The sequence below is a fragment of the Maritimibacter sp. HL-12 genome (genome assembly GCF_900177545.1).
Classification (GTDB): domain Bacteria; phylum Pseudomonadota; class Alphaproteobacteria; order Rhodobacterales; family Rhodobacteraceae; genus Sinisalibacter.
This window is the reverse complement of the sequence record NZ_FXBQ01000001.1, coordinates 3,566,368-3,588,549: the sequence shown is the minus strand read 5'-3', so window position 1 is coordinate 3,588,549 and position 22,182 is coordinate 3,566,368. Positions and strand designations below refer to the sequence as shown.

The following is a 22,182-nucleotide window of genomic DNA, read 5'->3' as shown; positions in this document are numbered from 1 at the left end:
AAACCGCGGCCTGCCGGGGAAGGTGCACAAGAAATCGTGACGCCCCCCTTCCCAAACCGCATCATGCGTGAAATAGGGAAGCGCCAAACGATGTATCCAAGGAGACGCCCCATGGAGATTCGCGAGGCCCTCACCTTCGACGATGTGCTCTTGGTTCCGGCCGCCAGTTCGGTCCTGCCGTCGATGGCCGATACCCGCACCCGCGTGACCCGGTCGATCGCCATGAACATCCCGCTGCTCGCCGCCGCGATGGACACGGTGACAGAGGCCCGGATGGCGATTGCGATGGCGCAGGCGGGCGGCCTCGGGGTGATCCACAAGAACCTCGGCGTGGAGGCGCAGGCGCGCGAGGTGCGCCGGGTGAAACGGTTCGAGAGCGGGATTGTCTACAGCCCGATCACGCTCGCCCCCGAGCAGACGCTGGCCGATGCCAAGGCGCTGATCGAACGCTACAATTTCACCGGTTTCCCGGTGGTCGACGAGCTTGGCCACGTTGTCGGCATCCTCACCAACCGCGACATGCGCTTCGCCACCTCCGACGACACCCCGGTGAAGGCGATGATGACGCATGACAACCTCGCCATCCTCACCGAGCCCGCCGAACTCGAAGAAGCCAAGAACCTGATGAAGGCGCGCCGGATCGAAAAGCTGCTGGTCACCGACGGGGCAGGCAAGCTCACCGGGCTTCTGACCCTGAAGGACACCGAGCAGGCCGTGCTCAACCCCAATGCCTGCAAGGACGATCTCGGGCGTCTGCGCGTCGCTGCCGCCACTTCGGTGGGCGATTCAGGCTTCGAGCGGTCCGAGGCGCTGATCGACGCTGGCGTGGATATCGTCGTGATCGACACCGCGCACGGCCATTCCGAAGGCGTGATCGAGGCGGTGCGTCGGGTCAAGGCGCTGTCCAGCGGGGTGCAGGTGATCGCCGGCAACGTCGCCACCGCCGAGGCCACCCGCGCCCTGATCGACGCGGGTGCCGACGCGGTCAAGGTCGGGATCGGGCCGGGCTCGATCTGCACCACGCGGATGGTGGCGGGCGTGGGCGTGCCGCAGCTCACCGCGATCATGGATTGCGCCGAGGCGGCGGGCGATGTGCCGGTGATTGCCGACGGTGGGATCAAGTTCTCGGGAGATTTCGCCAAGGCGATCGCGGCCGGGGCCTCGGCCGCGATGGTGGGCAGCATGATCGCGGGCACCGACGAGAGCCCGGGCGAAGTGATCCTCTACCAGGGCCGCAGTTTCAAGAGCTATCGCGGCATGGGGTCGCTCGGTGCCATGGCGCGCGGCTCGGCCGACCGCTACTTCCAGAAGGATGCCGCCTCCGACAAGCTTGTGCCCGAGGGCATCGAGGGGCAGGTGCCCTACAAGGGGTCGGTGACCAACGTGATCCACCAGATGGTCGGTGGCCTGCGCGCCGCGATGGGCTACACCGGCAACGCCACGGTCGCGGAAATGCGCGGCGGGGCGCGGTTCGTGAAGATCACCGGGGCCGGGTTGAAGGAAAGCCACGTCCATGACGTGCAGATCACCCGCGAGAGCCCAAATTACCGGGCAGGCTAGGGTTTTCATGGGGTTGCGCCGCGAACTTGAGGTGTCGGCATGACTCCCGCCGCACGCATCGCCGCCGCCATCGAGGTGCTCGATAGCTGGCTCGAGGGGGCGCCGCTGGAGCGTGCGCTGACCAACTGGGCACGCGGCCACCGCTTTGCCGGGTCCAAGGATCGCGCGGCGATCCGCGACCACGTGTTCGAGTCCGTCCGGTGTCGGCGCAGCCATGCGGCGCTTGGCGGCGGCGAGAGCGGGCGCGGGCTGATGATCGGCGCGCTCAAAGCGCGCGACGAAGACCCGAACGCCTGGTTCACCGGCGAGGGCCACGCGCCCGAACCGCTCGCGCCGGGCGAGGGCGAGGGGCCGGGGCTTGCGGATCTGCCCGAAGCGGTGCGGCTCGATTGTCCCGACTGGCTCGTGCCCCCGCTGCGCGCGAGCCTCGGCGAGGATTTCGCCCCGGCGATGGCGGCGCTGCGCCACCGCGCCCCGGTTTTTCTGCGCGTCAACCTTGCCCGCATCACGCTTGAAGCCGCCCGCGCAGCCTTGGCCGGGGAAGGGATCGCCGCCCGTCCGCACCCGCTTTCGCCCGGCGCGCTGGAGGTGGTCGAAGGCGCGCGAAAGGTGCAGGCGAGTGCGGCCTACCGCGACGGTCTTGTGGAGCTTCAGGACGCCGCAAGCCAGGCGGTGGTGGATCTTCTGCCCGTCGCCGCCGGGTCGCGGGTGCTCGATTATTGCGCGGGCGGTGGCGGCAAGAGCCTCGCCCTGGCGGCGCGCGGTGCCGCGGTGACGGCGCATGACATCGACGCCGGACGGATGCGCGATCTGCCCGCCCGCGCGGCCCGCGCCGGGGCGAAGGTGGCCATGCTGCCCCCGGGCGCGCGTCAAGCCGATTGGGGATTCGACCTCGTGCTGGCCGATGCGCCCTGCTCGGGCTCCGGCGCATGGCGACGCAACCCGCAGGGAAAATGGGATCTGACGCCTGACAGGTTGGATGAGCTTTGCGACATACAGGCTGGTATTCTTGATGAAATCCGAGATTTCGTCGCGCCCGGCGGCTGGCTGGCCTATGCCACCTGTTCGCTGATCGAGGCGGAGAACACCGCCCAGATCACCGGATTTCTGGCCCGTCACCCGGACTGGCGCTGCACCCTTTCGCGCCGGTTCACGCCGCTGGATGGCGGCGACGGGTTTTTCCTCGCTCTCTTGACGCGGTGAGGCGTGATCGGTTTACTCAATTACAGGTTGAGTTCGCCGGTGCGCGTTAATCGGCTGTTAATGACGTCGGAGCCTAATGCGGGGGTCCGAATCACGAGAGGGGGCCGTCTTGCCGCACCCGGCGTTGTCACCACGCCCCGCAACACGGGCGGCGCTCGAACTTGGGCCGAAGGCGATGTGGTTTCTTGCCCTCGGCGTGGTGCCGCTGGGCATCGCTCGGGTGGTGCCGGGAGTGCCCGGGCTGGCGCTTGTCGTGCTGGGCGCCACCTTCGTCGCCCTCGCGGTGCTGGTGCGGGCACTTGTGCTTCGGCATCGCCGCGCCCGCGCCGATCTGCTCGACACGATCGCGGAATTCGTCGCGCGCGATGCCGTGCCGTGCTTCATCGCCGACCGTGACGGTGAAATCCTCTACATGAATTCCGCCGCGCGCACGCGGTACGCGGGGGCCGGCGTCGGCAGCACCCTGGCGGCGGCTTTTGCCGACCAGTTCGCCGCGCCCGCGACGGTGATCTACCGGCTTCAGAACAAGGCGCTCGCGGGCGGTGCGGCACAGAAAGACCTGGTCATCCGTGATGGCCAAATGCGGCTATCGGTGCATTGCGTCGGGGATGAGGGGTTCCTTTGGCGCAGCGACGAGATCGCGCATCTCGCGGATCGCGGCACCGCGGGTCTTGGCGGCGAGACGATCTCGCTGCCGATGATGACGGTGTCGAAGAACGGCACGATCCTTTTCATGAACGAGGTGCTGCGCCGGCTGCTCGGCGGGCGGGAAACCGCGCTCGACCGGGTGTTCACCGAATTGCCGCTGCGGCCGGGCGAGACCCATCGGGTCGCCGGGGCAAACGGGCCGGTCGACGTGCTGGTGATCGAGGCGCCGCTCTCCGCCGGGCGGCGCGAGATCTACCTGGTGCCGGATGCCCGCCAACACCGCCTAGGCCCCGGCGAATGGGGGATCCTGGAGCGCCTCCCGGTTCCGCTGGTCAGGCTCGACAAAGAGGGCACGATCACCATGGCCACCGCGCGCGCGCGCCGGTTGCTGGGCGATGATGCGGCGATCGGCAGCCATTTGTCGGACCAGCTCGAAGGGCTGGGCCGGCCGCTTTCGGACTGGCTGCGGGAGGCCTGGGAAGGGCGTCACCTGGGGCGGGTCGAGACCATGCGCGCCGCCAAGGCCGACGATCGCTTCCTGCAGGTGTCGCTCGAACAGTTTCACGACGATGCCGGGCCTGCGCTGGTCGCGGTTCTGAATGACGCGACCGAGTTGAAAACGCTGGAGACGCAGTTTGTCCAGAGCCAGAAAATGCAGGCGATCGGGCAACTTGCAGGCGGCGTCGCGCATGATTTCAACAACCTGCTGACCGCGATTTCGGGCCATTGCGACCTGTTGCTGCTGCGCCATGACGCGGGCGATCCGGATTTTGCCGATCTCAGCCAGATTTCCCAGAACGCCAACCGCGCGGCGGCGCTGGTCAGCCAGTTGCTGGCGTTTTCGCGCAAGCAGACCCTGCGCCTCGAACGGCTCGACCTGGCCGATACCATGGGCGATCTCAGCCACCTGCTCGGCCGTCTTGTCGGTGAGCGGGTGCAGCTCTCGTTCGAGCCGGGCCACCCGGTCCTGCCGGTCCGCGCCGACAAGCGCCAGCTCGAACAGGTGTTGATGAACCTCGTGGTCAACGCCCGCGACGCGATGATGCCGGCCGGCGGCAAGATCCGCCTGGTGCTGGAGAATCACTTGCTCGAGCGCCCGCTGGAACGTGACCGGGCGGTGGTTCCGGCGGGCGATTATGTTACCATCAAGGTGATCGACGAGGGGCGTGGCATCAGCCCGGAACATCGCGGCAAGATATTCGAGCCGTTCTTCACCACCAAGGGCGCGGGCAAGGGCACCGGGCTCGGACTGAGCATGGTCTACGGCATCGTGAAGCAATCCGGGGCCTATGTCTTCGTCGATTCGGTGGAGGGCGTGGGCACCACCTTCACGCTGTATTTCCCGGTTTGCCGGTCTGACCTGACGGCCGAAACGGCGGCCGCCGCAGCACTTGCGGTGCCGCCGGAAGATCGGCCCGGCGATGCAATCGGCGCGGCGGTGCCGGTGCGCGCGTTGTCCGGCCTGCCAATCGGTGAGCCCAATGGCGATCTGCCGCGGCCAACCCATGCTGCCGCGCCGCGCGAGGGCGGGATCGTGCTGCTCGTCGAAGACGAGGCCCCGGTGCGCGCCTTCGCGTCACGCGCACTTCGGCTGCGTGGCTTCACCGTCCTGGAGGCAGAAAGTGCCGAGGAGGCTTTGAAAACGCTCGAAGACGAGAGCCTTGAAGTGGATGTGTTCGTCACCGACGTGGTGATGCCGGGGATGGACGGGCCAACATGGGTGAGCGAGGCCCTGCGTGCCCGCCCGGGCGTGCGGGTGGTCTTCGTCTCCGGCTACGCGGAGGACTCGGTTGCCGAACACCGGAACCGGATTCCGAACGCGGTCTTCCTGCCGAAGCCGTTCTCGCTTTCGGAACTCACCGAAACCGTGTCGCGGCAACTGCATTGAGGGCCGGTTTTGCCGGCGCGCCAAGGTCCGGGACAATTTCCCCGCCGTTGTCAACGAAGCGTTAACCATTGAGATGCCAAGGTGGGTGAAGAAAAAGAAACTTGAATTGTTCTCGGTTTGTGCGCATGGTGCGGCGAAGAACAAAGGGCGAATATGCGCGGTGATTGCCGCCCGGCGTCCGGTGTGAAATAAGGATGGAAACGATGGCAACGGCGGATCTTCTCGACATGACCACCAAGCGCGACAGCGAAAAGCAGAAAGCGCTCGACTCGGCGCTTGCCCAGATCGAGCGGCAGTTCGGCAAGGGGTCGATCATGCGGCTCGGGGCCGACAACCCGGTTGCCGAGATCGAGGCCACCTCGACCGGTTCGCTCGGGCTCGACATCGCGCTCGGCATCGGCGGCTTGCCGAACGGGCGGATCATCGAGATCTACGGGCCGGAAAGTTCCGGCAAGACCACGCTCACCCTGCATTGCGTGGCCGAGGAGCAGAAGAAGGGCGGCGTCTGCGCCTTTGTCGATGCCGAACACGCGCTTGATCCGCTCTACGCGCGCAAGCTGGGCGTCAACCTTGACGAGCTGCTGATCTCGCAGCCTGACACCGGCGAGCAGGCGCTCGAAATCGTCGATACGCTGGTGCGCTCGGGCGCGGTGAGCATGGTTGTGGTCGACTCGGTGGCGGCGCTCACGCCGCGCTCCGAACTCGAGGGCGACATGGGCGATTCGAGCGTCGGCGTGCAGGCGCGGCTCATGAGCCAGGCGATGCGCAAGCTCACCGGTTCGATCTCGCGCTCGAAATGCATGGTGATCTTCATCAACCAGATCCGGATGAAGATCGGCGTGATGTTCGGCAGCCCCGAAACCACCACCGGCGGCAACGCGCTGAAGTTCTACTCTTCGGTCCGGCTCGATATCCGCCGGATCGGCGCGATCAAGGACCGCGACGAGGTGGTGGGCAATGCAACCCGGGTGAAGGTGGTGAAGAACAAGGTGGCACCGCCATTCAAGCAGGTCGAGTTCGACATCATGTATGGCGAGGGCATCTCCAAGACCGGCGAGTTGCTCGATCTCGGGGTGAAGGCGGGCGTGGTCGACAAGTCCGGTGCCTGGTTCTCCTACGGCGACGAGAGGATCGGCCAGGGCCGCGAGAATGCCAAGACCTTCCTCAAGGAAAACCCGAAGATGGCGCTCGAGATCGAAGACAAGATTCGCGCCGCCCATGGTCTGGAGTTCGACATGACCGAGGGCGGGGACGGGTCGGATGGCGACGACTTGATGGAAGCCTGATACGGTTTGACCGGACGGCATGACGGCCGGGGCCCCGCGCCCCGGCTGTTCTTTTATGGACACTTGCCCGGGGCCCAATTAAACCGGGGGCGATCGGCCATAACGGCCGCGACCATCACGCCCGACCCCGGCAAGGACAGCTGAAAACACCCATGGCCAGCCTGAACGACATCCGCTCCACTTTCCTCGGTTACTTCGAGCGCAACGGCCACCAGGTCGTCGACAGCTCGCCGCTGGTGCCGCGCAACGACCCGACATTGATGTTCGTCAATTCGGGCATGGTGCAGTTCAAGAACCTGTTCACCGGGGTCGAGCACCGCGACTACACCCGGGCGACCACGGCGCAGAAATGCGTGCGCGCCGGCGGCAAGCACAACGATCTCGACAATGTCGGCTACACCGCGCGCCACCACACGTTTTTCGAGATGCTGGGCAACTTCTCCTTCGGCGACTACTTCAAGGAGCAGGCGATTCCCTTCGCTTGGGAGCTGCTGACCAAGGATTTCGCAATCCCGAAAGACAAGCTGCTGGTTACCGTCTACCACACCGACGACGAGGCGGCGCAGATCTGGAAGAAGGTGGCCGGGCTGCCCGACGAGCGGATCATCCGGATCCCCACCTCCGACAATTTCTGGCAGATGGGCCCGACCGGCCCCTGCGGCCCATGCACCGAGATTTTCTTCGATCACGGCGAGCATATCTGGGGCGGTCCGCCCGGCTCGCCCGAGGAAGACGGCGACCGTTTCATCGAGATCTGGAACCTCGTGTTCATGCAGAACGAGCAGTTCGAAGACGGCTCGATGGTCGATCTCGAGATGCAGTCGATCGATACCGGCATGGGGCTCGAGCGGATCGGCGCACTGCTGCAAGGCAAGCACGACAACTACGACACCGACCTCATGCGCGCGCTGATCGAGGCCTCGGCCCATGCCACCAGTGCCGATCCCGATGGGTCGGGAAACATCCACCACCGGGTGATCGCCGACCACTTGCGCTCCACCTCGTTCCTGATCGCCGATGGGGTGATGCCCTCGAACGAGGGGCGCGGCTACGTGTTGCGCCGGATCATGCGCCGGGCGATGCGGCATGCCCACCTTCTGGGCGCGCAAGACCCGGTGATGCACCGGCTGGTGCCCGAGCTTGTGCGCCAGATGGGCCAGGCCTACCCCGAGCTTGGCCGGGCGCAGGTCTTGATCGCGGACACGTTGCTCACCGAGGAGACCCGTTTCAAGGCGACGCTGGATCGTGGTCTCAAGCTGCTCGATGACGAATTGTCGGATCTGCCCGACGACGCCGATCTGCCGGGCGAGACCGCGTTCAAACTCTACGACACTTACGGCTTTCCACTCGATCTGACCCAGGATGCGCTGCGCGAGAAGGGTCGGAGCGTCGATACGGCAGGTTTCGACGCCGCGATGGCCGAGCAGAAGGCCAAGGCACGCGCGGCGTGGTCGGGCTCCGGCGAGGCGGCAGACGCAACGCTCTGGTTCGATATCGCCGAGGCCAGCGGTGTCACCGAGTTTCTCGGCTACGATACCGAGAACGCCGAGGGGCAGGTGCTGGCCATCGTCAAGGACGGTGCCGAGGTCGATGCCGCGGGCGCGGGGGCCAAGGTCCAGATCGTGGTGAACCAGACGCCGTTCTATGCCGAATCCGGCGGGCAGGTTGGTGACACCGGGTTGATCCGCACCGAGACCGGCAGCGCGCGGGTGACCGATTGCCAGAAGGTGGCGGGCGTGTTCATCCATGTCGCCGAGATCGAGGCGGGCGAGATCGCGCGCGGGCAGGGCGCGGAGCTGGCGGTCGATCATATCCGCCGGACCGCGATCCGGGCGAACCATTCCGCCACGCACCTGCTGCACGAGGCGTTGCGCCAGGAGTTGGGCGAGCACGTCGCACAACGCGGATCGCTCAACGCGCCCGACCGGCTGCGCTTCGATTTCAGCCACAACAAGGCGCTCGGCGCGCAGGAATTGCACAATGTCGCGCGCGAGGTGAACGCCTATATCCGCCAGAACTCGGCGGTGGAAACCCGGGTGATGACCCCGGATGACGCCCGCGCCGTCGGCGCGCAGGCGCTCTTTGGCGAGAAATACGGCGACGAGGTGCGCGTGGTGTCGATGGGCCGCGCGCCCACCGGCAAGGGCACCGATGGCGAAACCTATTCGATCGAGCTCTGCGGCGGCACGCATGTGGCGCGCACCGGCGATATCGGGCTTTTCGTCCTGCTCGGCGACAGTGCCTCCGCCTCCGGCGTGCGGCGGGTCGAGGCGTTGACCGGCAAGGAAGCCTTCGCCTGGCTGGAGCGCGCTGCGGGCCGCGTGGCGGAGCTTTCGGATACGCTCAAGACCCAGCCCGACGAGCTGGTGACGCGGGTGCGCGCGCTGATCGACGAACGCAAGGCACTGCAGGCCGAGGTGGCCCAGCTGAGGCGCGAACTGGCGATGTCGGGTGGCGCGCAGGAGGCGGCAAAGCCGAAGGATATCAACGGCGTGCCCTTCCTTGCACAGGTGCTCAGCGGGGTTTCGGGCAAGGACCTGCCGCCGCTGATCGACGATCACAAGGCCCGCATCGGCTCGGGCGCGGTGCTGCTCATCGCCGAGGTCGATGGCAAGGCCGCGGTGGCCGCCGGGGTGACCGCCGATCTGACCGCGAAAGTCTCGGCGGTCGATCTGGTGCGCGCAGCGGTGGCCGCGCTTGGCGGCAAGGGCGGCGGCGGTCGGCCCGACATGGCGCAAGGCGGCGGGGCCGATCCGGCGCAGGCCGAGGCGGCCATCGCCGCCGCCGAAGCCGTGATCGGGGGCTGAACCTGTGGCCGCGCTCTGGATCGCCCATGTCACCGTCACCGATGCCGAGGCGTACGGCCGATATGCCGAACTGGCCGGACCTGCCATCGCGAAACACGGCGGTGAATTCATCGCCAGGGGCGGGCGCTACGTCCAACTTGAGGGCCGCGACCGCCCGCGCAACGTGGTGGCGCGCTTTGCATCGCTCGAAGCGGCGCAAGCCTGCTACGAAAGTCCCGAGTACCAGGCCGCGCTCGATCATGCCCGGGGTGCCAGCGAGCGCGACCTCGTGATCGTGGAGATCGCCAACTAGCTGCGGGCGCCTGTCTCGTTCGGGTCATCCGAAAGCGATCGGCTGCGGGCCTTCACAAGGCGCTCGATGGCATCGGCAAGATGCACCACGCCAATGGCGTGATCGCCGCGCGCAACCCGGATCTGGTGCGCTTCGGCCAGAACCTCGGCGTGGCTGCAGCCGACGGGTGGATCGAACCGGTAGCAGGCAAGTTCGATCAGCAGTCCGAGGGGGTCGCGGAAGTAGATCGAATCCATGAACCCCCGGTCTTTCGGCCCGGAATGCGGAATGCCGCGCGCGTCGAGCCGCTCCACCGCCTGCGAGAACACCGCTTTCGAGACATTGAACGCGATATGATGCACGTTGCCCGGCTCGCGCGCGGTCGGACGGGGATCGGGCGGGCGCGCCTCGTTGGTGAAGATCGTGATCAACCTGCCGTCGCCGGGATCGAAGTAGAGATGGCCCTCGCCGGGATTGTCGAGGTTGGGCTGCTCGAAGAGGAAGGGCATGCCGAGCACCCCCTCCCAGAAATCTATCGAGGTCTGACGGTCGGCACCGTTGAGCGTGATGTGATGCACGCCCTGAACCTGGAGCTTGTGCATGGCTGGCCCTCGGACCAGCCTAGCGCGTCAGGCCCGCATCGCCAACCGCCGCGGCGTCAGGCTCCGCCGCGCGCGGCGCGCTTGCGTTCGTGCGGATCGAGGTGGCGCTTGCGCAACCGGATCGCGTTCGGGGTCACCTCGACAAGCTCGTCGTCGTTGATATAGGCGATTGCCTGTTCAAGACTCATCCGGCTGATCGGGGTCAGGCGCACCGCCTCGTCGGTGCCCGAGGCGCGCACGTTGGTGAGCTTCTTGCCCTTCAGCGGGTTGACCTCGAGATCGTTCTCGCGCGCATGTTCGCCGATGATCATGCCCTGGTAGACCTTCTCCTGCGGCTCGACGAACATCTTGCCGCGCTCTTCGAGGTTCCACAGCGCATAGGCCACCGCCTCGCCGTTTTCCATCGAGATCAGCACGCCCGCGCGCCGGCCCTCGATCGGGCCCTTGTGCGGGGTGTGGCCGTGGAAGACGCGGTTGAGCACCCCGGTGCCGCGGGTGTCGGTGAGAAACTCGCCGTGATAGCCGATCAGCCCGCGCGAGGGCACGTGGGCAATGATCCGGGTCTTGCCGGCACCGGCCGGTTTCATCTCGACGAGATCGCCCTTGCGCGCGCCGGTGATCTTCTCGATCACTGCGCCGGAATATTCGTCGTCGACGTCGATGGTGACTTCCTCGACCGGCTCCAGCACCTGGCCGTTGTCGCCTTCGCGCATGATCACCTGCGGGCGCGAGATCGAAAGCTCGAAGCCCTCGCGGCGCATGTTCTCGATCAGCACGCCCATCTGCAATTCGCCCCGGCCCGAAACCTCGAAGGCCTCGCCGCCCGGCGTGTCGGCGATCTTGATCGCGACGTTGCTCTCGGCTTCCTTCATCAGCCGCTCGCGGATCACCCGGCTTTGCACCTTCTTGCCGTCGCGGCCTGCCAGCGGGCTGTCGTTGATCCCGAAGGTGACGGTGATCGTCGGCGGGTCGATCGGTTGAGCGTCGATCGGGGTGTCGACCGCGAGGGCGCAGATCGTGTCGGCCACGGTGGCCTTCGACATGCCGGCGAGCGAGACGATATCGCCGGCTTCGCCGATCTCGATATCCTGCTGGCCGAGGCCGCGGAAGGCCTGCACCCGGGTAACCCGGAATTGTTCGATCTTCTGGCCGATGCGGCTAAGCGCCTGCACCGTCTGGCCAACCTTGACCCGGCCGCTCTCGATCCGCCCGGTGAGGATGCGCCCGACGAAGGGGTCGGCCCCGAGGGTGGTGGCGAGCATGGTGAAATCCTCGCCCTGGCGCTTGATCTGGCGCGGCGCGGGCACGTGGTTCACCACGAGTTGAAACAGCGCGTGCAGGTCCTTTCGCGGCCCGTCAAGCTCGGGATCGCACCAGCCGGAGCGGCCGGAGGCGTAGAGGTGGGGGAAGTCGAGCTGGTCGTCGTCGGCCCCGAGGTTGGCGAACAGGTCGAACACCTCGTCGAGCGCGCGGTCGGGCTCGGCGTCGGGCTTGTCGACCTTGTTGAGCACGACGATCGGGCGCAGGCCGAGCGCCAGCGCCTTCGAGGTGACGAACTTGGTTTGCGGCATCGGCCCCTCGGCGGCATCGACCAGCAGCACCACGCCGTCGACCATGCTCAGGATGCGCTCGACCTCGCCGCCGAAATCGGCGTGGCCGGGGGTATCGACGATGTTGATCCGGGTGCCCTTCCACTCGACGCTGGTGGCCTTGGCAAGGATGGTGATGCCGCGCTCGCGTTCGAGGTCGTTGGAATCCATCATCCGCTCGGCGGTGGCCTGGTTCTCGCGAAACGCGCCCGATTGCTTCAGAAGCTCGTCGACGAGCGTGGTCTTGCCGTGGTCGACGTGGGCAATGATGGCGATGTTGCGCAGATCCATGGGGTGCCTTTCGGGTTTCGTCGCCGGGCCATAACGTGGCCCCGGGCGAAAGGCCAGCCCTGAAAACGGCGATCGGTGAAACCGGGCCGCGGCCCGCTCAGCTCACCACGTACCAGTCGCGCCGGTGGTTGAACGCGATCACGAGGTTGAGCACCAGCGCCCCCACCAGCGACCAGGCCACGCGGTCGGGTGGCAGGATCAAGGCGGCGACGGCAAAGAGGACCACGTCATGTGCGATCTGGACGTATCCCGCGCGCAGGCCGAAGCGGTCCTGCAGGATCAGCGCAACGATCGACACGCCGCCGAGGCTGCCGGAATGACGAAACAGGCCCAGGAGGCCGACGCCCGCAGTCACCCCGAACAGCACCGCCGCTACGCCGGGATGGATCTGGCCCACGTCGAACAGCGGTTTCAACGCCTCGGCGAGGAGCGAGACCAGCGCCACGGTGGCCAGCGACTTGACGAAAAATACCCGGCCCCGCGCCCAGAGTGCCAGTGCGAAGAACGGGATGTTGACGAGGAAGAAGACCAGCCCGAACGACCAGCCGCCGAGGTAGGACAGGATCAGCGCCATGCCAGCCGTGCCGCCGGTGACCAGCCCCGCCGCGCGCAGCAGATGAATGCCGAGCGCGGCCTCGATCGAGGCCACGAGCAGGCCCTGCGCGTCTTCGTGCGGGGCATAGCGGGGCGTTGTATTCGGGTCAGCAGTCATGACCTATTACATGCGCCGTGCCCCGCGTCCCGTCAAGAGGTTCAGCGCGCGATGTAGCGGTCGCGCCGATGGTTGAGGGTGATCAGAAGGTTGAGCAGCACCGCGCCCGCCAGCGACCAGCCAACGATGGCGGTGGGAAAGAGGAAGAAGGCGACGGCAAACACAACCGCGTCGAAGCCGAGCTGGATCACGCCCGCGCGCAGGCCAAGGCGATCCTGGAGGTAGAGCGCGAGAATGCCGACCCCGCCGAGCGTGGCGCCGTGGCGAAACAGCACCAGAAGCCCGGTGCCGGCAATGACCCCGGCGAGAAAGGCGGCAGGCGCGGGGTGGGCGATTTCCAGCGTCACCAGCCGGTCGAGCCCCTCCACCATGACCGAGAGCAACGCCACCGCGAGAAAGGTTTTCACCGTGAAACGCCAACCCATGCGGGCGATGGCGAAGCCGTAGAACGGCAGGTTGAGCGCAAAGAACAGCAAACCGAACGACCAGCCCGAGGCATAGGAGGCCACCAGCGACAGCCCCGCGATCTGGCCGGTGATCAACCCCGAGGCGCGCAGGAACAGCACCGAGAGCGCCATCAGCGCGGTGCCGGTGACGAGCGCCAGCGCGTCTTCGAGGCGGGTGTGGCGGTCGGGTGGGGCAGAGAGCAGGAGCATGGCGGGCCTTTGGCTGAGGGTTGGCGCATCGGTAGCGCCGGGGCGCGCGAAAGGCCAGCCTCAGTGCGGCGCGCTGGTCGAGAACAGGTGGATCACGAGAATACCGCCGAGGATCATCGCCATGCCGATCACGGCGGGCAGGTCGAGCCGCTGGCCGAAGACCGCGCGGCCGATCAGCGCGATGAAGACGATCCCGAGCCCCGACCACATCGCGTAGGCGATCCCGACGGGCAGGAACTTCAGCACCCAGCCAAGCAGCAGAAAACTCACCGCGTAGGCGACGACCACGATGATCGAGGGGCCGAGCCTGGTGAATTGCTGGCTGGCCTGAAGCGCGGTGGTGCCGATGGTCTCGAAGGCCACGGCGAAGAACAGGATCAGGTAGGGCATGGTCTCAATCCCCCGGATGTCGGGTTGTCGGGCGGCGACGGCGCGCGGCCGGCATCACGAGCGCAGCCGGTTGCGGTAGTGGTCGAGCACGAAAACCCGGATCGCCGAGGCCAGCCCGGCCGACACCCCGCGCGCCTCGTCGATTTCGGCGGCAAGCTGGTTGACGCCCTTGCCCTCGGCCTCGGCGATCTCGCGAAAGGCGCTCCAGAACGGGTCTTCCAGCGAAACCGAGGTGCGGTGCCCCCGGAGCGTGAGCGAGTGTTTTACCGGCCGGGCGTCGCTCATGTCTCCTCCGCCTTGCGATGGGCTTCGAGCGCCCGCGCAGCCTGTTCGGCGCGCAAGCGTTCGGCTTCTTTCTGCGCTTTCGTGCGGCCGTGTTTCACGGCGTTCGCGTCGGCCTGCGCGCGTTTCGAGGCGCGCGCCTTGTGCTTGCGGAAACGGTTCAGGTTGGTGACGTCGCTCATGCCCCGATCATGCCCGATGCGGCGGCCGGGAGAAAGCCCCGCGCCCCTCTTCTTGGGTCCGAAAATACCTTCGGGGGGTCCGGGGGGCAGACAGCCCCCCGGCGCTCCAGCGGCGCGCCTCCGGCACGACGGGGCAGACAGCCCCCCGGCGCTCCAGCGGCGCGCCTCCGGCACGACGGGGCAGACAGCCCCCCGGCGCTCCAGCGGCGCGCCTCCGGCACGACGGGGCAGACAGCCCCCGGCGCTCTCAGCCCTTCGGCCCGATCATGTCTTCGGGACGCACCACGCGGTCGAAGGTCTCGCCATCGACGAAGCCGAGCGCGATCGCCTCTTCGCGCAGGGTGGTGCCGTTCTTGTGGGCGGTCTTGGCCACCTTGGTGGCGTTGTCGTAGCCGATGCTGGGGGCCAGCGCCGTCACCAGCATCAGGCTTTCCTTCATCAGCTTCTCGATGCGCGCCTCGTTGGCCTTGATGCCGTTCAGCATGCGCTCGGTGAAGCTGTCGGCGGCGTCGCCCAGAAGCTGGATCGACTGGAGCAGGTTGTAGGCCATCATCGGGTTGTAGACGTTGAGCTCGAAATGGCCTTGCGAGCCTGCGAACTTGATCGCGGCATCGTTGCCCATCACGTGCGCGGCCACCTGGGTCATTGCCTCGGCCTGGGTCGGGTTGACCTTGCCGGGCATGATCGAGGAGCCGGGCTCGTTTTCCGGCAGGATCAGCTCGCCCAGTCCCGAGCGCGGGCCGGAGCCGAGGAAGCGGATGTCGTTGGCGATCTTGTACATCGCCCCCGCCACCGTGGCGAGCGCGCCCGACATGAACACCATCGCGTCATGCGCCGCGAGTGCTTCGAACTTGTTGGGCGCGGTGACGAAGGGCAACCCGGTGATCCGCGCCATGTTGGCGGCCACCTCCTCGCCCCAGCCGGGCCGGGTGTTCAGCCCGGTGCCGACGGCGGTGCCGCCTTGCGCCAGCTCGTAGATCCCCGGCAGGGCCGCCTCGATGCGCCTGATCCCGCCCCGGATCTGCGCGGCATAGCCGGAAAACTCCTGCCCCAGCGTGAGCGGCGTGGCGTCCTGGGTATGGGTGCGGCCGATCTTGATGATGTCCTTGAACTCGGCGCTCTTGGCTTCGAGCCCGGCCGCCAGCTTGTCGAGCCCCGGCATCAGCACGTCGCGGATGCTCATCGCGGTGGCGATATGCATCGCGGTCGGGAAGGTGTCGTTCGAGCTTTGCCCCATGTTGCAGTGATCGTTGGGGTGGACAGGGTCCTTCGAGCCGATCTCGCCGCCGAGGATCTCGATCGCGCGGTTGGCGATGACCTCGTTGGCGTTCATGTTCGATTGCGTGCCCGATCCGGTCTGCCAGACGACGAGCGGGAAATTGTCGTCGAACTTGCCCGCGATCACCTCGTCCGCCGCCGCGACGATGGCGTCGGCAATCCGCGCATCCAGCGCGCCTGCGGCCTTGTTGGCCTCGGCGCAGGCCTGCTTGATCACCCCGAGCGCGCGCACGATGGCGACGGGCTGTTTTTCCCAGCCGATCGGGAAATTGAGCAAGGACCGCTGCGTCTGCGCGCCCCAATACTTGTCGGCGGGCACTTCGAGCGGGCCGAAGCTGTCGGTTTCGGTGCGGGTCTTGGTCATCGGGGGCTCCATCGTATACGGTTGCATGCCGTCTAGCGAAGCTGCGCTCCGCGCGCAATCACGGTGGCGCTAACAGGCTACTTGCGGAACTGGTCGAGGCGCACGACCTCGGCATCCTTCGCGCCGTCTTCGTCCTCGGGCTGGTCGGGCGGCAGCGGGTCCGGCTCGTCGTCGGTTTCGTCCTGGCTTTCGAAGCGCAGGCCGAACTCGACCGATGGATCGACGAAGGTGCGGATCGCGTCGTAGGGAATATACATCGGCTCGGGGTTGTTGCCGAAATTGAGCGTGATCGCGAACCCCTCGTCATCGACCTTCAGATTGTCGAACCAGTGCTGGATCACGATCGTCATGTCGTCGGGGAAACGGTCGGACAGCCAGTCGGCGATCTCCACGTCGGGGTGGCCGGTGTCGAAGCTGATGAAGAAGTGATGCGCGCCGGGCAGACCGTGGTCGGCCACGTCCGCGAGCACCTGGCGTATCAGGCGCCGCATGGCGTCGTGCATCAGGTTGCCATAGTCGATCGAGCGCGACATCGAAACTCCCGGGGCGCAGTTTTTTCACACCATACGAGATTCGGGCCCGAAGAAAAGGCGCGAATGGCAAGGTCAGCCGATCAGCCCGGTGAGTGCGCCCGCACCCGCCGTGGCGGTGAGCGCGATCGGCAAGGACAGCCGGAAGCGGACCAGCAAGACCGCAGCGAACGCGACCAGTCCGAGCGCGACCGGCGACAGGCTCGCCGGGGCGGGCAGGCCCGAGGGTGCGACCTCGGCGAACAGAACATGGGTGGCGAAATAGAGCCCGAGGGCGGCGATCACGCCGACGACAGCGGCCGACACGCCCTCCATCGCGGCGGTGATCCGGGGTTGGGCGGTGAGGCGTTCGAGGAACGGCGCGAGGCTGAAGACGAGCACGAAACTGGGCAGGAACACGGCCCAGAGAGTGACCGCGGCGGCGGCAAAGCCGAGCGGCGCGCCGCCGGCAGCGTGCCCGGCGAGATACCCCACGAACTGGGTGACGAGGATCAGCGGGCCGGGCGTGGATTCGGCCAGCCCCAGCCCGTCGACCATCTGCGCGGCGGTGAGCCAGCCTTCGGCCTCGACGGCGGCCTGCGCGGTATAGGCGAGCGCGGCATAGGCACCGCCAAAGCTGACCACCGCGAGGCGCGAGAAGAACAGCCCGACATCGAGCAGGCGCTCGGTCCCCGCGGCCCAGAGCGCCGCGAGCGGCGCGAGCCAGAGCACGAGAAACCCGCCCCCTGCCGCGAGCGGCGCGCGCAGGCCCGGCCGCGGCGCGGGCGACGTGGCGCCCGCGCCGCGGCCCCCCGCAAGCCCCGCCAGCGCGGCGAGCGCAACGACTAGCGGGAACGGCCAGCCGGCAACCGCGATCGCGACAAGCGCGGCGAGCGCGAGGCCATGATGCAACGGTCGGCGCAATGCCCGCGAGCCGAGCCGCCACAGCGCCTGCACCAGCACCACGATCACCACCGCCTTGATCCCGAGAAAGGCGGGGGCGAGCGCGGGCATCGCACCCCAGCGTCCGTAGGCCCAGGCCACCGCCGCCATCACCAGCGCACCGGGCAGAATGAAAAGCGTGCCTGCGATCAGCCCGCCGGTGATCCCGCGGAGCCGCCAGCCGGCATAGGTGCCAAGCTGCATCGCCTCGGGCCCCGGCAGCAGCATCGCGAAGCTCAGACCCTTGAGGAATTCCGCCTCGGTGAGCCAGCTTCGCGTTTCCACCAACTCGCGCTGCATCACGCCGATCTGCGCCACCGGCCCGCCGAAGGACATCAGGCCGATCCGGCCGAAGGTGATGACGAGGGCGGACAGGGCAGGGCGCATGGCGGCGATTTGCCCATGGCGCGGAGGCATCTGCAAGCCCGAAGTCGAGATAGGGAGATAGGGAGGTAGGTGCAGGCTTCTGTTGCCAGGTGCCTGCGAACCCCGCCTTACGCGGCTAGGCGCAAGGGCTTAAGTTTCGGTCTTTCGCACTGCTTACGCAGCGAGAGCAACCGGAGCACGATTGTCGTTGGCAATTATGCTTTACGGACCGATAACGGTGGTACCTCACCGGGACAAAGCAAACCCCTTTAGACGTTCGTCGATCCTGTTTCGGCCCCATGTCCCGCCAACGCCGGGTGTTTGGTGGAGCCGCCGGGTACCGCCCCCGGGTCCGATCCGCTTATTACGAGCGCGTTTATGTCCATAGTCCCCGAAGGAACGAGACAGATATAGGGCCTGCGGGCAGTGCTGTGAAGGGGGCACGAAATCTGATGCAGATTTCGCGCCAAAATCCGCAGCGGATTTTGTGGCGTTTTCCGCAGCGGAAAACGTTACGGTCGGTTGGCGGTCTCAGACACCCGGCGGATCGGGGCGTGATTGCAGAAGATGATCACCTGCCCGGAGTTCTCGAAGGCCCTGTAGCCCCGACGATTCACTTCGGCCAGGAAGGCCTCCAAGCCGCAATACCTGCGAATATCGCGCAGGCTGCGGCGAATGATCTTTCCGTCGCGCGCCGCCTTGGACGAGAACAGCGTTTTCAGCCAGATCTCCGGACTCGAAAGGTCCGCTGCGCGGGGTCTGTCGAAATCGAGCTGCATTTGTTTCATGGCGGCAGATTGATCAAACGGGGTTAACGGCGGGTAAACGGGCTTCAATTCATGCGCCAGTGGCTCTATCACCTGTGAAACAATCGGAGGGCCGCCATGTTCAAAGCACTCATTCTCGACCAGAACAGCGACGGGCTGGCTGAAGCCCGCATCCAGGAGATCGGGGACGACCGGCTGCCGGAGGGCGATGTCACCGTCGCCGTCGAGTATTCCACCGTGAACTACAAGGACGGGCTTTGCCTGTCGCCGAAGGGCGGCGGGTTGGTGCGCAGCTATCCGCATGTCGCCGGGGTCGACTTCGCGGGCACAGTCGAGGCGTCAACCGATCCGCGCTACAAGCCCGGCGACAAGGTGGTGCTCACCGGCTGGCGCGTGGGCGAGGTGCACTGGGGCGGCTATGCCCAGAAGGCGCGGGTGAAAGCCGACTGGCTGGTGCCGCTGCCCGAGGGGCTGACCACCCGGGACGCGATGGCGGTGGGCACGGCGGGCTTCACCGCGATGCTGGCGGTGATGGCGCTGGAAGATCACGGGCTGACCCCCGACAGGGGCGAGGTTCTGGTGACCGGGGCGGCGGGCGGCGTCGGCTCGGTCGCCACGGCGATCCTGGCTCACCTGGGCTATGAGGTCGTCGGCGTCACCGGGCGGCCCGAACAGGAAGGCTACCTCAAGGGGCTTGGGGCGGCGCGGATCGTGCCGCGTGAAGAGCTTGCAGAAACCGTCAAGCGTCCGCTCGAGAGCGAAACCTGGGCGGGCTGTGTCGATGCGGTGGGCGGCGCGATGCTGGCCCGGGTGCTCGGACAGATGAAATACGGTGCCTCGGTCGCCGCCGTGGGCCTTGCCGGTGGCGCTGCCTTGCCTGCCACGGTCGTGCCGTTCCTGTTGCGCGGGGTCAACCTGCTGGGGATCGATTCGGTGATGCAGCCGTTCGAGAACCGCCAACGCGCCTGGGAACGGGTCGCCCGCGATCTGCCGATGGACAAGCTTGAGGCGATGATCCAGCCCGCCACGCTGGCCGATCTGCCGCGCCTCGGGGCCGATATTCTCAAGGGCCGGGTCAAGGGCCGGGTGGTGGTCGACCTCAACGCCTGACCCCGTCGAAATGTCGTTTTCGGGCCGCGTTGCGACGCGGCCCTTTGCATTTTCGGTCACATTACCGTTACCCTTCACGGAGGGCGGACGTGGTGCGGAGGCACCGTATCACCCCCCAAGGCCAAAACGACGCGAGGGCGCCGCCCAAGCGAATCAGAGGCATTCGCAAGGGCCGGGTCACCTCGCGCGAGACGGGAGGGATCATGTTCAAACATATCATGGTGCCGGTCGATCTGGCGCATACCGAAAGCCTCGGTCATGCGCTCGATACCGCCGCCGACCTTGCCGCGCATTGGGGCGCGAAGGTGACCTACGTGGGTGTGGGCACCGCGACACCGGGCAAACTGGCGCACAACCCGGCGGAGTTCTCAGAAAAGCTCAAGGCCTTCGCCAAGGCGCAGGCCGTTGCTCACGCGATCGATGCCGAAGCGCATGCCACCATCGCGCACGACCCGACAACGGATGTCGACGACGTGCTGCTGCACACGATCGACGAGATCGGGGCCGACCTCGTGGTGATGCAAAGCCACATTCCGGGTCTGGTCGATTACATCTGGCCCTCGAACGGCGGCAAGATCGCAGGGCATTCCAGGGCTTCGGTTCTCGTGGTGCGCGGCTGACACGCGCACCCGCAACGATAACAACGTCATTCCAGGGAGACCGGTATGAGTGATACCGACAACCAGGGCATTCCCGAACCAGAGGGACATGCCGATATCATCGAGACCGATTACGAGATCGGTCAGGACAATTATGAAACCATGTTCGGTCCGTTCCGGATCGACATCCACAACCCCGTCTTCGCGATCTCCGGGATCGCGGTGATCCTGTTCGTCGCCATCGCGCTGATCTGGCCGGAAGGCGCGCGCGATGCTTTCCTGTCGATGCGCGACTTCGTGAAAAGCCAGTTCGACTGGTTCTTCCTGATGTCGGCGAACATCTTCGTGATCTTCTCGCTGCTGCTGATCGTGTCCCCCTGGGGCTCGGTGCGGCTCGGCGGCTCGGAGGCGACGCCCGACTACAGCTATCTTGCCTGGTTCTCGATGCTTTTTGCCGCCGGCATGGGCATCGGGCTGATGTTCTTCGGGGTGCTCGAACCGGTCTATTATTTTGGCACACCGTGGGGCGATCAACCGCTGGGCGGCGATCTCGGGATCGTCGATGGTGTCGTCGCCAGCGAGGCGGCGGTGGCCGAAGCCCGGCAGCGGGCGATGGCGGCCACGATCTTCCACTGGGGTCTGCACCCTTGGGCGATCTATGCCATCGTGGCGCTGGCGCTGGCGCTGTTCAGTTACAACAAGGGCCTGCCGCTCACCATCCGCTCGGCGTTCTACCCGCTGCTCGGTGAGCGGGTCTGGGGCGCCTGGGGCAACGCGATCGACACGATCGCCGCCTTCGCCACCCTGTTCGGCCTGGCCACCTCGCTCGGCATCGGCGCGACGCAGGTTGCCTCCGGTCTCACCGAGGTGTTCGGTTCGGGCGACTCCGCCGAGGGCACCCGCAATTTTCTCGGCTTCCTCTGGGGCAACGTGGATTCGAGCGGCGACAGTTCGATGTTGCTGGTGCTGATCATCACCTTCATCACCGCGATCGCGCTGATCTCGGTGTTGCGCGGCCTCGACGGCGGGGTGAAGGTGCTGTCGGAGATCAACATGGGCTTCGCGGCGCTCCTGCTGCTGTTCGTGTTCCTCGTCGGCCCGTCGCTCGACATCATCGGCGATTTCTTCGCGGGACTGATGGGCTATGCCCGCGATATCGTGCCGCTGTCGAACCCGGTCGGGCGCGAAGACACCGGCTTCCTGCATGGCTGGACCACCTTCTACTGGGCCTGGTGGATCTCCTGGTCACCCTTCGTGGGCATGTTCATCGCCCGGGTCAGCCGGGGCCGCACGGTGCGCGAGTTCATCATCGCGGTGCTGCTGGTGCCCTCGCTGGTCTGCGTGTTCTGGATGGCCACCTTCGGCGGCACCGCGATCAGCCAGGTGGTGGAAGGCGCGACCGAGTCGGGCGTGTTCCAGACCGTGATCGCCAGCTACAGCCCCGAGCTTTCGCTCTTCGCGATGCTGGGTGAGCTGCCGCTGGCCTCGATCAGTTCGATGCTGGCCGTGGTGCTCGTGGTGGTGTTCTTCGTCACCTCGTCGGACTCCGGCAGCCTCGTGATCGACACGATCACCGCCGGTGGCAAGGTCGATGCGCCGGTGATCCAGCGGGTGTTCTGGTGCGTCTTCGAGGGCGCGGTGGCGGCCGTGCTGCTGCTCGGCGCGGCAGGCACCGCCGGTCTCGACAGCCTTCAGGCAATGGTGATTTCCACCGGGCTGTTCTTCACCGTGGTGTTGCTGGTGATGTGCTTTGCGATCCTGAAGGGCCTGATCAGCGAGAAACGCGGCAACTGACACCTCCAAGCCAGATGCCAGACAACACCGGCCCCGGGGCGTTCGCCTCGGGGCCGGCTCGGTTTCGGGAGCGCTTGACGCCGGAT

20 protein-coding genes and 1 other RNA gene are annotated in these 22,182 nt (G+C 66.6%); 9 read left to right on the top strand and 12 right to left on the bottom strand.

The features are described from left to right. Positions 1-111 precede the first annotated feature (111 nt). The 6 genes from guaB (at position 112) to B9Y97_RS17705 (ending at position 9,684) form a co-directional block, all read left to right on the top strand. On the top strand, positions 112-1,560 hold the full coding sequence (gene guaB / locus B9Y97_RS17730) for an IMP dehydrogenase (RefSeq protein WP_085527993.1): 1,449 nt from the start codon (positions 112-114) through the stop codon (positions 1,558-1,560). Between the two features lie 39 nt (positions 1,561-1,599). Then, positions 1,600-2,763 carry an RsmB/NOP family class I SAM-dependent RNA methyltransferase gene (locus B9Y97_RS17725; RefSeq protein WP_085527992.1) on the top strand — a complete coding sequence of 388 codons (1,164 nt, stop codon included), beginning with the start codon at positions 1,600-1,602 and terminating at the stop codon, positions 2,761-2,763. 175 nt (positions 2,764-2,938) lie between these two features. Then, complete coding sequence (locus B9Y97_RS17720; RefSeq protein WP_139828370.1) at positions 2,939-5,299, top strand: hybrid sensor histidine kinase/response regulator; 2,361 nt, start codon at positions 2,939-2,941, stop codon at positions 5,297-5,299. A gap of 203 nt (positions 5,300-5,502) precedes the next feature. Beyond that, a complete protein-coding gene (gene recA, locus B9Y97_RS17715) occupies positions 5,503-6,585 on the top strand; it encodes a recombinase RecA (RefSeq protein WP_085528339.1) in 1,083 nt (360 codons plus the stop codon). Between the two features lie 152 nt (positions 6,586-6,737). Beyond that, a complete protein-coding gene (alaS, locus tag B9Y97_RS17710) occupies positions 6,738-9,392 on the top strand; it encodes an alanine--tRNA ligase (RefSeq protein WP_085527990.1) in 2,655 nt (884 codons plus the stop codon). A gap of 4 nt (positions 9,393-9,396) precedes the next feature. Then, the gene (locus tag B9Y97_RS17705; protein WP_085527989.1) at positions 9,397-9,684 is read left to right on the top strand and encodes a DUF1330 domain-containing protein; all 288 of its coding nucleotides are present in this window, start codon (positions 9,397-9,399) and stop codon (positions 9,682-9,684) included. Here the strand turns inward: B9Y97_RS17705 and B9Y97_RS17700 are convergent. From B9Y97_RS17700 to B9Y97_RS17645, 12 genes are all read right to left on the bottom strand, one after another. Further along, entirely contained in the window at positions 9,681-10,265 is a 585-nt protein-coding gene (locus B9Y97_RS17700) for a VOC family protein (protein WP_085527988.1), read from the bottom strand. The two genes, B9Y97_RS17705 and B9Y97_RS17700, sit on opposite strands and share 4 nt — an antisense overlap. A gap of 56 nt (positions 10,266-10,321) precedes the next feature. Next, positions 10,322-12,145 (bottom strand): translational GTPase TypA, encoded by a 1,824-nt coding sequence (gene typA / locus B9Y97_RS17695; RefSeq protein WP_085527987.1) that lies wholly within the window; start codon positions 12,143-12,145, stop codon positions 10,322-10,324. Between the two features lie 97 nt (positions 12,146-12,242). Continuing rightward, complete coding sequence (locus B9Y97_RS17690) at positions 12,243-12,857, bottom strand: YitT family protein (RefSeq protein WP_085527986.1); 615 nt, start codon at positions 12,855-12,857, stop codon at positions 12,243-12,245. Positions 12,858-12,898: 41 nt separating this feature from the next. Continuing rightward, on the bottom strand, positions 12,899-13,513 hold the full coding sequence (locus B9Y97_RS17685) for a YitT family protein (protein ID WP_085527985.1): 615 nt from the start codon (positions 13,511-13,513) through the stop codon (positions 12,899-12,901). A 60-nt stretch (positions 13,514-13,573) separates the two neighbouring features. Beyond that, positions 13,574-13,903, bottom strand: a complete 330-nt coding sequence (locus B9Y97_RS17680) for an SMR family transporter (RefSeq protein ID WP_085527984.1) — start codon at positions 13,901-13,903, stop codon at positions 13,574-13,576. Between the two features lie 54 nt (positions 13,904-13,957). Continuing rightward, a complete protein-coding gene (locus tag B9Y97_RS17675) occupies positions 13,958-14,188 on the bottom strand; it encodes a ribbon-helix-helix domain-containing protein (protein WP_085527983.1) in 231 nt (76 codons plus the stop codon). Beyond that, complete coding sequence (locus tag B9Y97_RS17670) at positions 14,185-14,367, bottom strand: DUF4169 family protein (RefSeq protein WP_085527982.1); 183 nt, start codon at positions 14,365-14,367, stop codon at positions 14,185-14,187. The genes B9Y97_RS17675 and B9Y97_RS17670 overlap by 4 nt, the downstream gene beginning before the upstream one ends. 247 nt (positions 14,368-14,614) lie before the next feature. Further along, the gene (gene fumC, locus B9Y97_RS17665; RefSeq protein WP_085528338.1) at positions 14,615-16,009 is read right to left on the bottom strand and encodes a class II fumarate hydratase; all 1,395 of its coding nucleotides are present in this window, start codon (positions 16,007-16,009) and stop codon (positions 14,615-14,617) included. 77 nt (positions 16,010-16,086) lie between these two features. After that, positions 16,087-16,542 (bottom strand): SspB family protein, encoded by a 456-nt coding sequence (locus B9Y97_RS17660; protein WP_085527981.1) that lies wholly within the window; start codon positions 16,540-16,542, stop codon positions 16,087-16,089. Positions 16,543-16,614: 72 nt separating this feature from the next. Beyond that, a complete protein-coding gene (gene chrA / locus B9Y97_RS17655; RefSeq protein ID WP_085528337.1) occupies positions 16,615-17,847 on the bottom strand; it encodes a chromate efflux transporter in 1,233 nt (410 codons plus the stop codon). 68 nt (positions 17,848-17,915) lie between these two features. Continuing rightward, positions 17,916-18,266, bottom strand: a transfer-messenger RNA (tmRNA) gene (gene ssrA, locus B9Y97_RS17650). A 72-nt stretch (positions 18,267-18,338) separates the two neighbouring features. Continuing rightward, positions 18,339-18,662 carry a hypothetical protein gene (locus B9Y97_RS17645; RefSeq protein ID WP_369596655.1) on the bottom strand — a complete coding sequence of 108 codons (324 nt, stop codon included), beginning with the start codon at positions 18,660-18,662 and terminating at the stop codon, positions 18,339-18,341. A 48-nt stretch (positions 18,663-18,710) separates the two neighbouring features. Here B9Y97_RS17645 and acuI point away from each other — a divergent pair, with 48 nt between their 5' ends. The 3 genes from acuI to B9Y97_RS17630 all read left to right on the top strand — a co-directional run bounded on the left by acuI (position 18,711) and on the right by B9Y97_RS17630 (position 22,096). Next, a complete protein-coding gene (gene acuI, locus B9Y97_RS17640) occupies positions 18,711-19,703 on the top strand; it encodes an acryloyl-CoA reductase (protein ID WP_085527980.1) in 993 nt (330 codons plus the stop codon). A 203-nt stretch (positions 19,704-19,906) separates the two neighbouring features. After that, the gene (locus B9Y97_RS17635; protein WP_085527979.1) at positions 19,907-20,323 is read left to right on the top strand and encodes a universal stress protein; all 417 of its coding nucleotides are present in this window, start codon (positions 19,907-19,909) and stop codon (positions 20,321-20,323) included. A gap of 45 nt (positions 20,324-20,368) precedes the next feature. After that, entirely contained in the window at positions 20,369-22,096 is a 1,728-nt protein-coding gene (locus tag B9Y97_RS17630; RefSeq protein WP_085527978.1) for a BCCT family transporter, read from the top strand. The last annotated feature ends 86 nt before the right edge of the window (positions 22,097-22,182 follow it).